This window comes from Thermostichus sp. OS-CIW-29 (assembly GCF_054058195.1).
The window spans coordinates 1-15,554 of record NZ_JBSSAB010000001.1 but is presented as its reverse complement, the minus strand read 5'-3'; the positions used below and the strand labels follow the sequence as shown (position 1 = coordinate 15,554).

Annotated in this window: 13 protein-coding genes and 2 pseudogenes; 11 read left to right on the top strand and 4 right to left on the bottom strand. The window is 61.5% G+C overall.

What is annotated here, in order from left to right:
• Positions 1–18: 18 nt before the first annotated feature.
• From ACVWZJ_RS00075 to ACVWZJ_RS00065, 3 genes are read left to right on the top strand one after another with little or no spacing between them, the layout of a single operon-like run.
• A complete protein-coding gene (locus tag ACVWZJ_RS00075; protein ID WP_457393793.1) occupies positions 19–2,448 on the top strand; it encodes a TonB-dependent hemoglobin/transferrin/lactoferrin family receptor in 2,430 nt (809 codons plus the stop codon).
• 46 nt (positions 2,449–2,494) lie between these two features.
• Positions 2,495–3,826: an energy transducer TonB gene (locus ACVWZJ_RS00070; RefSeq protein WP_457393791.1), complete on the top strand. Its 1,332-nt coding sequence runs from the start codon at positions 2,495–2,497 to the stop codon at positions 3,824–3,826.
• A gap of 32 nt (positions 3,827–3,858) precedes the next feature.
• A complete protein-coding gene (locus ACVWZJ_RS00065; protein WP_011434267.1) occupies positions 3,859–4,746 on the top strand; it encodes an ABC transporter substrate-binding protein in 888 nt (295 codons plus the stop codon).
• 57 nt (positions 4,747–4,803) lie between these two features.
• Here ACVWZJ_RS00065 and ACVWZJ_RS00060 read toward each other — a convergent pair.
• Positions 4,804–4,987: pseudogene (locus ACVWZJ_RS00060) on the bottom strand (hypothetical protein); the annotation flags it as partial.
• 55 nt (positions 4,988–5,042) lie between these two features.
• Complete coding sequence (locus tag ACVWZJ_RS00055; protein ID WP_011434266.1) at positions 5,043–5,426, bottom strand: hypothetical protein; 384 nt, start codon at positions 5,424–5,426, stop codon at positions 5,043–5,045.
• Between the two features lie 92 nt (positions 5,427–5,518).
• Between ACVWZJ_RS00055 and rppA the strand changes: the two genes are divergently transcribed.
• From rppA to recF, 5 genes are all read left to right on the top strand, one after another.
• On the top strand, positions 5,519–6,208 hold the full coding sequence (gene rppA, locus ACVWZJ_RS00050; RefSeq protein ID WP_011434265.1) for a two-component system response regulator RppA: 690 nt from the start codon (positions 5,519–5,521) through the stop codon (positions 6,206–6,208).
• A gap of 22 nt (positions 6,209–6,230) precedes the next feature.
• A complete protein-coding gene (locus ACVWZJ_RS00045) occupies positions 6,231–7,697 on the top strand; it encodes a sensor histidine kinase (RefSeq protein ID WP_457393788.1) in 1,467 nt (488 codons plus the stop codon).
• A 49-nt stretch (positions 7,698–7,746) separates the two neighbouring features.
• Entirely contained in the window at positions 7,747–8,205 is a 459-nt protein-coding gene (locus ACVWZJ_RS00040) for a hypothetical protein (protein WP_457393785.1), read from the top strand.
• 27 nt (positions 8,206–8,232) lie between these two features.
• Positions 8,233–8,439 (top strand): hypothetical protein, encoded by a 207-nt coding sequence (locus ACVWZJ_RS00035; protein WP_457393783.1) that lies wholly within the window; start codon positions 8,233–8,235, stop codon positions 8,437–8,439.
• Between the two features lie 168 nt (positions 8,440–8,607).
• Positions 8,608–9,750, top strand: coding sequence for a DNA replication/repair protein RecF (recF, locus tag ACVWZJ_RS00030; protein ID WP_457393990.1), 1,143 nt, complete (start codon positions 8,608–8,610; stop codon positions 9,748–9,750).
• A gap of 87 nt (positions 9,751–9,837) precedes the next feature.
• Here the strand turns inward: recF and ACVWZJ_RS00025 are convergent, their stop codons facing one another.
• Positions 9,838–11,388 carry a YifB family Mg chelatase-like AAA ATPase gene (locus ACVWZJ_RS00025; protein ID WP_011434260.1) on the bottom strand — a complete coding sequence of 517 codons (1,551 nt, stop codon included), beginning with the start codon at positions 11,386–11,388 and terminating at the stop codon, positions 9,838–9,840.
• Positions 11,389–11,857: 469 nt separating this feature from the next.
• Between ACVWZJ_RS00025 and ACVWZJ_RS00020 the strand changes: the two genes are divergently transcribed.
• From ACVWZJ_RS00020 to ACVWZJ_RS00010, 3 genes are read left to right on the top strand one after another with little or no spacing between them, the layout of a single operon-like run.
• Positions 11,858–13,831, top strand: coding sequence for a M3 family oligoendopeptidase (locus ACVWZJ_RS00020; RefSeq protein WP_011434258.1), 1,974 nt, complete (start codon positions 11,858–11,860; stop codon positions 13,829–13,831).
• Between the two features lie 7 nt (positions 13,832–13,838).
• Positions 13,839–14,819, top strand: a complete 981-nt coding sequence (locus tag ACVWZJ_RS00015) for a DNA adenine methylase (protein WP_011434257.1) — start codon at positions 13,839–13,841, stop codon at positions 14,817–14,819.
• 4 nt (positions 14,820–14,823) lie between these two features.
• Positions 14,824–15,195 carry a BolA family protein gene (locus ACVWZJ_RS00010; RefSeq protein ID WP_414389652.1) on the top strand — a complete coding sequence of 124 codons (372 nt, stop codon included), beginning with the start codon at positions 14,824–14,826 and terminating at the stop codon, positions 15,193–15,195.
• A gap of 135 nt (positions 15,196–15,330) precedes the next feature.
• On the opposite strand, the pseudogene ACVWZJ_RS00005 reads toward ACVWZJ_RS00010, so the two are convergent.
• A pseudogene (locus ACVWZJ_RS00005) lies at positions 15,331–15,554 on the bottom strand (RNA-guided endonuclease InsQ/TnpB family protein); the annotation flags it as partial.

The following is a 15,554-nucleotide window of genomic DNA, read 5'->3' as shown; positions in this document are numbered from 1 at the left end:
TGAGGAGTCTGAGAGGTTATGCGCGTGAACGGTCGTTGGTGGCGGGTGGTGAGTTTGGGGTTGAGTTTGGGAGTGGGCTGGGGATCCCTGTCCCAGGCTCAGCCCAATGCCCGGATCCCTGATTCGACAACTCCGCCGCTGTTGGCCCAGGCCACCCCTCGGGGAGCCACCACCATCCAGGAGCAGATTCGCGAGCTAGAAGCCCAGATCGAAGCTGCCCGCCGGCGGGGGGATCAGGCGGAGGTGGAGCGGCTGCAAGCGGATCTGCAAGTGCTGCGGCAGGGCACCCCCGTCTTCAACCTGCAGCAGGTTACGGTCACCGGCACCCGCACCGAGCGCACCCTGGCCGACTCCCCGGCCACCATCACCGTCATCGACCGGGAGCGCCTGCGGCAGGAGCTTATCCAGAACATCCAGGATCTGGTGCGCTACGAGCCGGGGGTGAGCGTGCGGCGCAGCGTTCGCTACGGCCTGCAGGACTTCAACATCCGCGGCCTCGACGCCAACCGGGTGCTGATCCAGGTGGATGGGATCCGCCAGCCGGAGCGATTTTCCTTCGGCCCCTTCACCATTGGCCGGGATACCTTTGAGCTGGAGACCCTGAAAACTGTAGAAATTATCCGCGGCCCCGCCTCCACCCTCTACGGCAGCGACGCGCTGGGGGGTGTGGTGACCTATACCACCCTGGATCCAGCCGATCTGCTGGGGGAACGGGACAGCCATGTGGGCCTGTCCAGCCAGTACGACAGCAAAAACCAAGGGTACGTCAACACCCTCAGCTTGGCGGGTCGGCAGGATAACTTAGAGGCCCTGCTCATCTACACTCGCCGCGACGCCAGAGAGCCGGATATCCAGGCGGATCCCAGTTTCAAGGATCGGCAGACGGTGGAGGGAGACAATGTTCTGGCCAAGCTGGTCTATCGCTTCAGTCCCTTTGACAGCCTCACCCTGACGGCGGAATACTTCCACAACCGCACCACCACCACCTTTTCGCCCCGCAACCTGGATCCCGGCATCCGCCTTTTCAGGGAGACCATTGAGACCGAGCGCAGCCGCCTCAGCTTGGAATATCGCTACGCCAACCCCGATACCCCCGCTTTTGAGCTGGCCACCGTCCAGATCTACTACCAGCCGGCCCGCACCCAGGAGCCCAGCGTGGAAGAACGCACCCTCACGGTACAAGGTCGGCCCGTGCCTGTGCGTCGGGATACCTTCAACGAGCTGGTCAGCAACATTCTGGGAGCCAGCGTACAGGCCCAGAGCCGCTTCCAAACCGGGGATCTCTCCCACCGCTTGGTGTATGGAATGGAGATCTCCACCACCCGCAACGAACGTCCCCGCAACCGCTTCCAAACCAACCTGCTGACCGGGGCAGTCACCCAAAACATCCCCCCGGACACTTTTCCCACCAAAGATTTTCCCGACTCCGATACCGTGCGCTTTGGGCTGTATTTGCAAGATGAGATCGACTTTGGGGGCGGCAACTTTACCCTCATCCCCGGTATCCGCTACGACACCTACCGCCTCACCCCCAGCCCTGACGAAGCCTTCTTGAAAAGTGGGGCAGAAGCCGCCAGCCTGTTTGCCGATGCCATTTCTCCCAAGGTGGGCCTGGTGTGGAGGATTAATCCCAACCTCACCTTTACGGCCCAGTACAACACCGGTTTTCGGGCCCCTCAGTACAACGAAATCAACAGCGGCTTCACCAACCTGGTCAGCCCCTTCTTCCGCTACCGCACCCTTTCCAATCCCAACTTGCGACCGGAAACCAGCCAAGGCTTTGAAGTGGGGTTGCGGGGGATCTACCCCCAGGCCAGCTTTAGCTTGGCCGCCTACTACAACACCTACAACGACTTTATCGAGGCTTTCCGGGAGGTGGGATCCGAGCCTTCACCCCCCGGCCCGCCAGGGAGCCCGCCACCTCCACCGGTGACTCTCTTTCAGAGCCAGAACGTCAGTCGGGCCCGCATCTATGGTGTAGAAGCCACCGGGCAGTACTTCTTCAGCCCCGATTTGACCGGCTGGAGCCTCAATGGCAGCTTTGCCTGGGCGGTGGGGGATAACCTCACCGAAAACAAACCCCTCCTTTCCATTGAGCCACTGACGGCAGTACTGGGACTGCACTACGACGATCCCAGCCAGATCTGGGGAGCCAGGTTGGTGGCCACGCTGGTGGCGGATCCCCGCGACCCGCAACGGGAGGTAGTGCAACCGAACCCCAACGCTCCACCTCAAATTCCGTTTGTGCCCAAGGGCTACACCGTGGTGGATCTGCTGGGCTACTACAACCTGGACGACAACTGGCAATTGAATTTCGGGGTGTTCAATCTCTTTGATGAAAAGTATTTTCTCTACTCCGAAACCCGCTCTCTCTTTGTCGGCCCTGAAGTGGAACGGCGGGCCCAGCCGGGACGGCATGCTGCGCTCAGTTTTTCCACCCGGTTTTAGGGGCCAAGACCTGAGGCCGTGTTTACTCTGGATCCTGCTCTAACCGATGCTTGCCGAGCCACCTGCCCGCACCCCCAAGGGATCCCTCTCTCTTCTTCGGAAGTCCTGTCCCCAGCTTTTGTGGCGACTGCAGGGGTGGTATTGGCAGCAGGCGGGCATGGCCTGGGAGGCGGGGCTGGCTTGGTTGGCGTTGTGGCTTTGGGCTGGCGCAAGAGAGAGCGGCTGGCTGGAGTGTGCCGAGGAGCTGCTGCAAGAGGCTTGGGTGGCCGGCTATAGCTGGGCTGCCCTCTGGACAGCTTGCCAGGAGGGGGAAGATCCGCCGAGGACCGTCCTCCACCTGGGAGCCAGGGATCCCCGACCGCTGCGCCGGGAGGGGTTGATTTCCCTCCTCTTGCACCTGATGGCGCTGCTGGGGCTGGCTTGGTGGGGATCCCGGCCTTTATCAGACGCAGAACTCCGGATCCCAGTCACGCTTTTGCTGGAGGATCCCGAGCCACAGTTGCTCGAACCGGATTCAGAATCCATAGAATCTCTCCCACCAGAGCCAACAGCAGAGCCGCCCGGCCCGGCCCCGGAATCGCCCCCTGCAGACGATCTATCCCCACCGGAGCCTGTGCCCCAAGAGATCGAGATGCCAGCCATCCCGGAGGCTGAATCTTTGCTGGCCCTGCAAACTCCGACCCCTACGCCTCCACCGACCCCTACACCCATTCCCACGGCAAAGCCAGAACCCACCCCTACTCCTCCACTGACCCCATTACCGACAGCCACCCCGCAACCCACTCCTCCGCCACAACAGCCCACCCCAACTCCGGCGGTTACCCCCACCTCTACAGCGACTCCACTCACCTCCGCCCCGGTTACCTCAAGCACCCCTCTGCCCCGCTTTACCCCCTTGATCCAAGGGATCCGTTCCAGCGTAAAGACTGCCGCCGCTCCGCCTTCCCCCGGCAGCGAGAGCAGATTGGGGCCAAGGGATCCTGAAACCGGGACACCTAGCAGGACAGGTGCAGCTCAACTCCATTCCTTTGCCCCGACACCTGGAACGGCGGCTCCCACCCCCAGCCCCTCCCCACCGGCAGTGGCTGCCAATCCTCAGCCGGACATCCTGGCCCGCCCGATCCCCGGTCGCAATCCTCCGCCCCCCTACCCTCCTCAAGCTCGCCGTCTCGGCCAACAGGGGCAGGTGCTGCTGCGGGCCAAGGTCAATGCCCAGGGGCAGGTGCAGCAGGTGGAGATCGCCTCTTCCAGTGGGTTTCCCGCCCTGGATAGGGCAGCGCAGGAGGCGGTGCAGCGGTGGGAATTCAGCCCGGCCTTGAGAAACAACGCCCCCATCGAGTCTTGGGTGGTGGTGCCCATCCAGTTCACCCTCAATTGATTGCTGTTTGGGAATTGTTTTGGAGATTGTCTATGCTGTCTCGTCTTTCTCGCCGTCAACTGTTCGCCTTTGGTCTGGCCAGCGTGGGGGCCTGGGGAATGGGGCGTTTGGCCCAAGCCCAAGGTCGGATCCCTCAGGAGCCACTCCTGTCAGCGAGACAGAGTCCTTTTCGTCGGGTAGCCAGCCTCACCACCTTGACTGCCGATATCCTCTATCGCTTGGCCCCCGATAGGTTGGTGGGGATCCCTGCCGGTCGTTTGTTGGAGGAGGATCCCCGCTTCCAAGGCTTGACCCGCCTGGGGCTGGGCAACCAACCCAACCTGGAGCAGCTTGTGGCCCTACAACCGGACTGGGTGGTGGGGGCCAGTGGCTTTCACGAGGCTCTGGCAGAACGGCTGCAGGAGCTGGGGATCCCCACCTACCTCACCCGCGTGGACAGTTGGGCTGCTTTGGAAGAGACGATTGCCACCCTGGCTGCTGCTTTGGGGGCGGATCCCGATCCCTTGCTGCGGCAGTATGGATCCCTTTTGCCCCAGGAACTGCCCCGCGTTCGACCCAAAACCTTGCTCTTGGTGGGCACCCAGCCGATTCTTTCTCCCAACCGGCAAAGCTGGGCCGGGGATCTGCTGGAACGCTTTGGCGCGGACAATCTCACCGCTACCTTGCAAAGCCAAGGGCCTTTTCGGGGCTACGTCACCCTTTCGGCAGAGCGCATCCTGGAAGCCAACCCAGAAGTTCTGCTGGTGGTCAACCCGGAGGCGGCGGATCCCTTGGCGTTTTTCCGTTCCCGCCCCTTTTGGAATCGGTTGCAAGCCGTCCAAACTGGGAAAGTTTATGGATTTGACTACTACGGCTTGGTCAATCCCGGTAGCTTGGAGAAAATTAGAGTTGCCTGCGAGCAGTTAGCCCGCATTTTTTGAACGGACTTGGAGTGTCTGATACATTTACGCTGAACACTGCTGAACATCACTGTTCAACTATGCAGCGATAGCATTCTGTTTGTTTCCAAACAGAATGGCGGTATCCCGCAAAGCTTTGAGTAGAATACCCAAAGCGCAGTTTCCGTGTCGTCTTACTACCAATTTTCTGCTTTGCTTTGGCTACCATGTTGGCAGACTCGAAAGTAAACAGAAAGATCAACTGGTAGTAATCCGTACTGAACATATTATACATTATTTTCAGTATAGTTGAGCTTATTATTGACTAGAGTCATGCTCTAGTCCAAGCTATAGCGGGTCAGGCGCTGCACTTGCTCGGGAGCAAGGCCAAGCTCTTGGGCAATCTGAGCCGACACCTGGTCTGGATCCAGTTGTGGAAATTCAAATTCCAGCTTGCGCAGGTGGGGATTGGTGGTAGTCACCTCCACCTTAGTGTAGCCACGGGAGCGGCGGATCTCCGCCTGAATGGAAAGAATATCCAGAGCCAAGGTGGCTTGTTGCTGGCTGCGAATCGCCAAAGGTTGCTCTAGCCGGCGAGGACGGCTCAGCGCTTGGCCCGTCACCCACTCTCCCCCCGCCACAAAAAGAAGCCCTGCCAAGGGCAGCACCAGCCAAAAATCAAACCCTAGATCTTGCCACCGATGGATTTTGGGCCACCCCACCGTTGTTCTCTCCCTTGCAGAGGGCTATTTCCGTGATCCATCCTAGCCTGGGCAGTGGGAACTGGCCGTCTTGGTCAACGGCGCACAGGACGATGCGAATTTTGCTGGTGGAGGACGACCCGGAACAGTTGGAGCTTTTACAGGCTGCCCTGTCCAAGTGCGGCCACGTGGTTGACTGTGCCAAGGAAGGGGAGATGGCTGCCTGGCTGATGGAGGAGAAAGCCTATGATCTCCTGATTTTGGATTGGATGCTGCCGGGGCCAAGCGGGATCCAGCTCTGTCGGCAATACCGCCAATCGGGGGGATGTGCGCCGGTGCTGATGTTAACTGCCAAAGACGCAACATCGGATGTGGTGCAGGGGTTGGATGCGGGGGCGGACGACTATTTGGTCAAGCCGGTGGATCTGGTGGAGCTGCTGGCACGGGTGCGGGCTTTGGGACGCCGTTCCCACCAATGGCAAGGAGACAGCCTCAGCCTGGGATCCCTGCACTTGCACTTGGCCAGCCTGACCCTAGAGCGGCAGGGGAGGCAGGTACAGCTTTCGGGCAAGGAGTTTCAATTGATGGAATACCTGATGCGCCATCCCAACCAGGTGCTCAGTCGGGGCCAGATCGAGCAGGCGGTGTGGGAATGGGGCTGTGAGCCGGAGAGCAATGCCGTGGCTGCGTTGGTGCGGCGGTTGCGGCTACGGTTAAAAGAGGTGGAGGCCCAAGATTGGCTGGAATCGGTGTATGGCCAGGGGTACCGGCTGCGCATAGCCTCTCCAGAAGAGAACCCATGAAAGCAGTTTCTAGGGGGTGGCGATGGAGGTGAAAAGAGCTGAACACAAGCATTCTCTCCCATGGCTGGGCTGGAACTGGGTTTCCCTGGCACACCCCCTTCAGCCGCACCTGGGGCAGAAGGCTGCGACAAGAGGGACGGGATCCCTGGTGTTTCACCACAGCCGCCGTCGCTTGGCCCGCAGCTTTGCCGGGGTCATGGGGGGGATCCTGCTGGTGTTTGCCGCCGTCTTCTACCGCTTGGAAGTGGAGAACCAGTTGCAGGCTTTTGACGAGGAGCTGCAGGTTCAGGCCGGGATCATGGCGGCAGCCATTAAGTACGAGCTGCGCCAGGGGCAGTGGCGGTTGGTGTTGAACGAGGTGCCCTTTTTGGGGGGGAAAACCCAACCCCTCGACCATCACTTGGCCTATGTGCGCTGGTTCGATCCTGCTCCCGGCACCGGAAGGGAAAGCTTGGGATCCCTGCGCCAGTACACGGGATCCCGGCCTCCTCTGGAGCTGTTTGACTTGGATGGCCCGCCTCACCATCTCCAACTGGGTTTCCAAACGGTGGAAGGAGAGAGCGGCTTACTGTTGCGCCAGCTCACGCTGCCGGTGCAGCAGGAGGAAAAGCTACTGGGCTACTTGCAACTGGCGGTGCCCCTGGAACCGCTGCAACTTACCCTGGGTCGCTTGCGCTGGGGGTTGGGGATCGGGATCCCGCTGACGCTGGCGTTGATCGGCGGGGCCGGCTGGATCTTGGGGGGGCTGGCGATGCAGCCGATTCGTCGCTCCTACGAGCAGTTGCAACGCTTCACTGCCGATGCTTCCCACGAGTTGCGCGCCCCCCTGGCCGCCCTGATGAGCAATGCTCAAATGGCTCTGCTGGCCCCGGAACAAGCTCAACCTCGCCTGGAAAAGGTGGTGAGCGGTGCCCGCCGCCTCAGCGTGCTGATCGATACCTTGCTGCGGTTGGCCCGCCAGCAGGGATCCCTGCCCCTGGAGGATCTGCCGCTTCTGAATTTGCGAGCGCTGTTGCAGGAGCTGAGCGAGCAATACCGCCCCCAAGCTGAGGCCCTTGGCCTTCACTGGCAATGCCACCTGCCTGAGACGGATCTTTCTGGGGGTTGGCTTGTGCGGGGGAACGCTGCCCTGCTGCGGCAAGCCATCGAGAACCTACTGCGCAATGCCCTGCAGTACACCCCTGCAGGCGGCACAGTGCAGGTGAGCCTGGAAAGCCAGCGCCAGCGCGCTTACCTCCACGTCAAGGATACAGGCATTGGCATTCCCCCCGAGCATCTGCCCCATCTGTTTGAGCGGTTTTACCGGGTGGATGAAACCCGTGCTCGCCATACGGGTGGGTTCGGTCTGGGCCTGGCCTTGGCCCAGCAGATCGTCACCGCCCATCGGGGATCCCTGCGAGTGGCCAGCCAAGTGGGAGAGGGATCGATATTTACGGTAGAGCTGCCCTTGTCATCTTCACGTCATTTTTCTCCGCCATTCTCAAGATGAGCCGCGATAACCCAAACCGGCTTGTCCTGTCGATTGGAGTCTATGACCAATGACGATTCGTTCCTCTTTTGCTCGCGCTCTGGGTTGTTCTCTGCCGATTTTGGTTCTGCTCACCCCCCTGGTGCTGGGATCCCCGGCGCAAGCCCAGCGGGGCAGACGCTCTGCTCCTGAAGCCACAGCTCCCCTTCAGGTACAGCCAACTTGGCAGCGCCCGCGGGATCTTGAGCCAGCCAGCCGCGATCTGGCTAAGGCGCAGCGACACCTGGCCGAAGCCAGCTTCCTCTCTCAGCGGGGGTCTTCCCCAGAGGCTGCCCGCCTTTTGGAACACGGCCAGGAGAGTTTCACCAACGCCCAAGCCTCACTTGAGGCGGGGAACTTCTTCGCCGCCCACGAGCAGGCCAAAGCAGCGGAAAACTTAGCCAAAGCAGCCAAAGTTCTCTACGAAGCGGAGCTGGGTTTCATGGGCCGCCCTGGCCGTTCCTTCTTCGAGGCCCCTTTCCGGGCTTAGGAGTACCTCAGCCGGCTGCAAGCGGAGATGGCCTTCGCCAACATCAACTCCGGCAGCGTTTCTGACCTGCAGAATCAAGTGCAGAACCTGTTGGGCGACGTGAGTACGGATCCCGGCAGCTACACCTTCGCCGACTACAGCCGTAGCAAAGCTGCCCGCTACTCCGCCCGCGCTGCCCTACACCTGTTGGCGGCTGAGCGCCTCGGGGGGATGACTACCCTGACCAGGCGCTGATCTGGCCTACCCGGAACTGGGGATAGAAGGGATCCCTGCTGGCTGAGTCTTCGGGGTTAACCCCTCTACCTTCTCTTGCCCCTGCTGCAGTTGGGTTAAAGTGAAAGCCCCCAGAGCGGGGGCTGTTCTTCTCGAATACTGACTGATCGCGTCTTTACATCTCCCTTGGTGTACCTGCGTTTCCTGCACCTGTGGCACTTTCGCAACTACCGGGAGCAAGGGATCACCTTCGACGCGCCCAAAACCATCCTGGTGGGGGAGAACGCCCAGGGCAAGACCAACCTGCTGGAAGCGGTGGAGCTGTTGGCCACCTTGCGCTCGCGGCGGGCCAGCCGGGATCGGGAGCTGGTATACCAAGAGGAGCGACAAGCCCAGATTGCCGCCACGGTTGAACGGCTGGGGGTGGCCCACGAGCTGGTGATGGAGCTGCGCAGCAGCGGCAGGCGATCCCTGAAGGTGGACGGGCAGGTGCTGCGCCGCCAGGCGGACTTTTTGGGACAGGTGAATGCCGTGGTGTTCTCCAGCCTGGATCTGGAGCTGGTGCGAGGGGGGCCAGAGGCGCGGCGCAATTGGTTGGATGGGGTGTTGCTGCAGCTGGAGCCAGCTTACCTCGGCCTGGTGGAGCAGTATCGCCAGATCCTCAGGCAGCGCAACGCCCTGCTGAAGCAGGATCCCGCGGCTGCCGGCGACAAGTTCTCGCAGATGGACTTCTGGGATGCCCAACTGGCCACCACCGGTAGCCGGATCATGCGCCGTCGTGCCCGGCTGCTGCAACGGCTGGAGCCTTTGGCTGCTCACTGGCACCGGGTCATTAGCGGTGGACGGGAAACCCTGACCCTTACCTATCGACCCCAAGTGCCCCTGCCGGATCCCCAGGCCAGCCCCGAAGTGATCCAAGCCCAGTTTTTGGCCGAGATCCGCGCCAAAGCCGCCGCCGAACACTCCCTGGGCAGCTCTCTGGTGGGCCCCCATCGGGATGAAGTGGAGCTGTGCATTAACGGAGTTGCCGCCCGCGCCTATGGATCCCAAGGCCAGCAGCGCACTCTGGTTTTGGCTCTGAAATTGGCGGAGCTGGAGCTGATCGAGCAGGTGGTCAGGGATCCGCCCTTGCTGCTGTTGGACGATGTGCTGGCCGAGCTGGATCTGCACCGGCAAAACCAACTCTTGGAAGCCATTCAGGAGCGCGTGCAAACCTTGGTTACCACCACCCACCTGGGATCCTTTGACGCCGGCTGGCTCAAAGCCGCCCAAATCCTTCAGGTGCAAGGGGGGCAGCTTTTTCCCAGCAAAACAGGGGATGGGATCCCGTAGGACAGACCGGAGCTCTGGCAGTGAGGGAAACCCTATCTGGGAGGGGGGCTAGGGGTGGTCGCGTCAGCGGCGCCGAGCGCTTGGGCTTTACAGCCGAGCGCGATCCAGGCTGCGGTATTGAATCGCTTCGGCAATGTGGGTGGGGGCAATGGCCTCCGCGCCCTCGAGATCGGCGATGGTGCGGGCCACCTTGAGGATGCGGTCGCTCCCCCGCGCAGACAGGGCCAACTTTTGGATGGCGCTTTCCAAGAGCTTGCGACAGGGATCCGAAAGGGAGCACCACTGCCGCAGGTGGCGGGATTGCATCTGGGCGTTGCAGTGGATCCCAGGCTCGTTTTGAAAGCGCTGCCGCTGCCGTTGTCGTGCCCGCTCCACCCGCCGCTGCACCGCTTGGGAAGATTCGCCGCCCTGGGCGCGGACAATTTCTTCCGGCTTAAGGCGGTTGACCCGCACCTGCAGGTCGATGCGATCCAGCAGCGGGCCGGAGAGCTTGGACCAGTAGCGCTCCCGCTGTTGCGGCGTACAGGTGCAGGGGTGAACGGGATCCCCGTAGAAGCCGCAGGGACAGGGGTTGGTGGAGGCCACCAGGGTGGTTTGGGCGGGAAACTCTAGGGAAACGCGGGCGCGGGAGATGGTGACTTTGCCATCTTCCAGGGGTTGGCGCAGCACCTCTAACACCTCCCGCCGGAATTCCGTCAGCTCATCCAGGTACAGGATGCCATGGTGGGCCAGCGAGATTTCCCCGGGCTTGGGGTAGGGGCCGCCACCCACCAGCGCCACTGCCGAAGCCGAATGGTGGGGAGCGCGAAAGGGCCGCTGGGCGATCAGGGGGGTCTGGCGTCCCAGGTGCAGGTTTTGCCGCAACAGGCCGGCTGCCGAGTAGATGCGGGTGATCTCCAACATCTCTTCCCACTGCAGCTGGGGCAGAATGCCGGGCAGTCGCCGCGCCAGCATGGTCTTGCCCGCTCCCGGGCTGCCCACCAGCAACAGGTTGTGCCCGCCGGCTGCCGCGATCTCCAGAGCCCGCCGGGCATGTTCTTGCCCCTTCACATCGGCCAAATCCAGCAGGGGTTCCGTTTCGGTTGGCAACATCTGTTCTGGCTGGATCCGCACCGGCTCAACTCCCTCTGGGTTTTGCAGCCAGCCCACCACCGCCGCCAAGGAGGGCAGCCCATACACTTGGATCCCTTGCACCACCGCTCCTTCCGGCCCATTTTCCTGGGGTACCACCAGGCGGCGGATCCCCATCTCGGCAGCGCTGGCGGCAATAGGCAGAACCCCGGCCACCGGGCGTAGGGTGCCGTCTAGGGCCAATTCCCCCACCATCAGGGTGTTGGCCAGCGCTTCCCCCTCGATCACACCGGAGGCCGCCAAGATCCCGATGGCAATGGGCAGATCGAAGCTGGGGCCCTCTTTGCGCAGATCGGCAGGGGCCAAGTTGACGATGATCCGCCGCTGGGGTAAAGCAAAGCCGGAGTTCTTGATCGCCGCCCGCACTCGCTCTTTGGCCTCCTGAACGGCAGTATCGGGCAGTCCCACCAAGGTGATCTGGGGCAAGCCACCGCCCACATCCACCTCCACCGTAACCTGCACGGCCCGGAGTCCCAGCAGAGCGGCAGCAGTGACTTGAGCAAACAATGCAGTCACCTCCCTCGGATAGTTCTTTTACCCTTTGCACAAGTGGCCGCAGGCCTATTCTGTCCCAACACGTATCCTGGCCGAAATTGGGATCCCCACGCTGCCGGCTGCATTTGCCCAAGGAGAATGTCACAATCATCTCAGGTTTTTCCTGCCCCCAAGGAGGCACGTCGGTTTTCGCAGTCGCAGTCTTTAATGAATGCGGGATCCCGGATCCGAGCTTGCCGAATGGCTCAGGCTTGGGTTGGCTGTTGCTGCCGCCTTTGCGCAGCACAGCAGCGGTGAGGCTATGTTCTGACCAGGATGGGAACCCCCAGGGGGGGATAGCAGGGATCCGGATCCCTCTGATCGCAGCCTGCACCTCCAACCCAGATTTCCCCAGCCATTTGCCCTTTGGCAGAGGTCAAAAGGCGGGCACACCCCTCTGCCGACAAGCCAACAGAGGGACGACCCCATCTCTAGGAGGCTGATGCCGGTGGTCTTTCCTGCTGCTGAACCCCCTTTCGAGCGTTTCTCTGGCTCTGGGAAAAAGCGCGCCCTAACCTGGAATGAACTGGAGGAGCAGGTGCAGCAGTTTGCCCAGCGCTACCGGGGGCAGGTGGTCCAGCTCAGCCCGCCAGAGCTGGCGGTGGCGCTGCAGGAGTTGTCGGAGCTGACGCAGGCGCTCGCCCTGGCAGCCCATCTTGCCGAGGGTTGCGAGAGCAGCAGCCTCCCAACAGCGATCCCGGCTGAGGCCGAACCAGAGATGGCCTGGACGAAGGCAGACCCCAGCTGGAGGGATCTGGAGCGGGTCATCTCCCTGCAGAGCCAGCTGTTGTTTTTCCCCCTGGAACTGCAATCCCTGACCGCCGTTCCCCTCGGCGAACCCGCAGCTGAGACGCCGCAGGAGCGAGAGGATCGGCCCTCGGATCCCTTGGCCGCTGCTTGTGCCGAGCCGGAGCTGCGCCCCTTTCGCCAGTTTTTGTGTCGCCTCCTGCAGCAGCGGGGTCACCAACAACCGGAGCCTCTGGAGTGCCTGCTCCACCAACAGTACCCAACAGGAAGGTTAGCTTGGCGGCAGTTGTGGCAAGTGACCCTGAACTCGCCTGCTGCGCTCCCAGAGCACACTCTTGTCCAGCTGCAGAGCTTACAAACTCACGCCAGCGCGGAGATCCGCTGGGTGGCCTACCAGCGGCTAGTCCAACACCTAGAAGCCCATGCCGATCTGGGTGGGTTTATCCTCAGCACCCTGATCCGCGACCACCTGTGGGAGGCCCAATGGCGGGGCTATGACTCTGCTGCCGAGCTGTATCTGGCCCGCCAGGGCCTGACTCAGACCTTTTTGGAGAACCTATTGGAAGGGATCCGCGATCGGTTTGACCTGTTCCAGCACTATTACCGCCTCAAAAGCAGAACAATGGGACGTTCCATTCGCATCTGCGATCTGCATGCGCCCTGGGGGGATCCCGTGCCGCCCCTGACCTCTGCTGAGGCCACCTCTCTAATCTGGGCAGCCCTGCAGGACTTCTGCCCCGAGTGTGCGGCCCAGGCCAAACCCTGGCTGCTAGAAGTCGGCTCGGCAATCGAGGCAGACAAGCCCAATCGCGCAGCGGGCACAGCCTTTCGCCCCGGCGAAACGGAGTTCTCGCCCAGGTCGGGAGAAACGGGATCCGGCGGGAGCGAGCTCCTGTTGAAGGTTCTTGCTATCATCAGCCAGCGGCTCCGGCCTGAGGATCCCCAAGTTTGGCTGGATCTGGAGGAGATGCAGGGGAGTTCCGCACTGCTGCCGCGAGCGTGGGGGGTGCAGGCTCACACCGTCTTTTTGCAGCAAATACTCCTGGATCACCTGGTTGCCTCAGCAGTGGGATCCCCTCGCATGGGCAGGCCTGCTCTTTACGACCCAGAGGGGCAAACTGCTCCGCAGCGCTGGCGGGAACGCTCCGGCAGCCTCCAGTTGGCCCAGGCCCTGTTGATACACCATTTGGAAGCCCAGTTGCAGGCGGTGTTTTACCAGAGCTTGATCAGTCGGCTGGAGCTGATTCTCTATCGGTCGGGGCTCCCCGCATGGGAAAATGTGGCAACCTATCCTCTTTGGGTGAGCGAAGAGTGGTTGAAGCTGTGTCAAGAGCTGTGCGGAGATGCGGTGGAACTGTTGCCGGAACACCAGTTTTACTGGGTGGGGATGCCGGAGCTGTTTCTCCACCCCTTTAGTGCCTATCAGGCTAGCCTTGCCAGCCTGGTGGCCTTGGCCTGTCACCGCCGCTATCACAGTTCTCCGCGCAACTTTCTGCCCCACTACCTCCGTTGGTTGGCCAGCCCGCCCGGATCCCTGACTTTGGCAGAAACCACCCAGCTGCTGCAGGCAGATCTGAGCGACCCAGGGGGAGTGTTGCAGGCGCTGGAGGAGCTGGAGCATTGGATCGAGACGCTAGAAAAGCTGCTGGAAGAGAATCCAGATCACTGAACCAACGATGACCCACCCTTGTTCTCTTGGACATAGGCGTGCTCTGCGGCGGGAAGAACTCTGGAACCCTGTACCCGACTCCTGCGAACCCACCCCAGCGGAGCCAGCCGTTAAAGCGCGTCCCTTCCTAAAATGGGCAGGGGGAAAAGGGCAACTGCTCAGCCAATACGAACCCTTTTTTCCTCGCGCCTGGAACACCTATCACGAGCCCTTTTTGGGGGGTGGAGCGGTCTTTTTTCATCTGGCCCAAGGGATCCCATCGGGTTCTCGACACTTTGTTTTGTCGGATATCAACCCTGAGCTGGTAAACGTGTATTGCTGCGTGCGGGATCAGGTGGAGGAGATCATTGCCCTGCTCAGCCACCACCAAGCCCACCACAGCCGGGATTATTACTACACCATCCGCGCGGCTCGATTTGAAGATCCGGCGCAACGGGCTGCCCGCCTGCTGTATCTGAACAAGACCTGTTTTAATGGCCTCTACCGGGAGAACTCGCGGGGAGAGTTCAATGTCCCTTTGGGCCGTTACCGCAATCCCCGCATTTGCGACGCGGAGAACCTACGGGCCGTGGCACGGGTTTTACAAGGCGTGGAGATCGCGGTGCAGCCGTTTTGGCAGGTGCTCGAACGAGCCAAACCCGGGGATTTCGTCTATTTGGATCCCCCTTACTATCCCCTTTCTGCCAGCAGCAGCTTCACAGCCTACAGCCGGTTTGCCTTCGGCGAAGCGGAACAGATCCGCCTGCGAGAAGTGTTTGGAACATTGGCCGACCGAGGCGTGCAGGTGCTGCTCTCCAATTCCGATTGCCCCTTTGTGCGGGAACTGTACCGGGATTACCCCATCCAGACCATCTCTGCCAGCCGTGCCATCAACGCCCAGGGCCACAAACGCGGTCCCATCACCGAGGTCTTGGTGCTGAGCCATCCCAGCCTGGCCACCGCCTGCAGTGGGCCGGAAGAGATCCCGTTTTGCCCCGGAACCATCTAGGGTAATGGATGAGCAGGTCGAGATCCAAGGCGGGATCTCGAGCTTGGACACACTATTGCTCCGCAACGCTGACGCGACGAGACAACGGGAACAACAGCGCATGGATCCACGAGAAATTGAGGCGTTGGTACGGGCCGCCCTGCCCGGTGCGAGAGTACAGGTGGAAGACACGGTCGGCGATGGCCACCATTTCCAGGCCATTGTGGTGGCGGAACAATTCCAGGGCTTGCCCCTGATCAAACAGCACCGGCTGGTGAATGAGGCCCTGAAAGCTTACCTGCAGGATGGCCGCCTACATGCTTTAGCCCTGCGCACCTTTACCCCCGCCCAGTGGGAGCAACTCCAGGGGCTGGATTCTGGTTCATCAGCCAATTGAGCCAAGAGGAGCATTCCCAGTCGGGCTGTGCATCGCCTCAACTCCTCTCTCCCTTTGAGAAAGGGGCTGAAGCTGTCGCAAACGGGAATCTTGACATCCTCCCCGGCCTGAAGGCCGGAGATTCCTACCACGCTGCGCATGGATGGCTCCTTGCGCAGTCGTCTCGGCGGGTTCCTGCTTCCGACCGCCCGTGCGGTTCGATCCACAGGCCATCCAGGCTGACACGGGTGGTTCACCCACCCGCATCCCGACCGCAGCGTCGGTCGTGTCCTGCCCTTCGTCTCGCAACAGCTGTATCCCGCGAGCAAGGATGTTGATGGCACCGACCAGAAAGGCCTCCGGCCCGCTGCCGCGAAAGG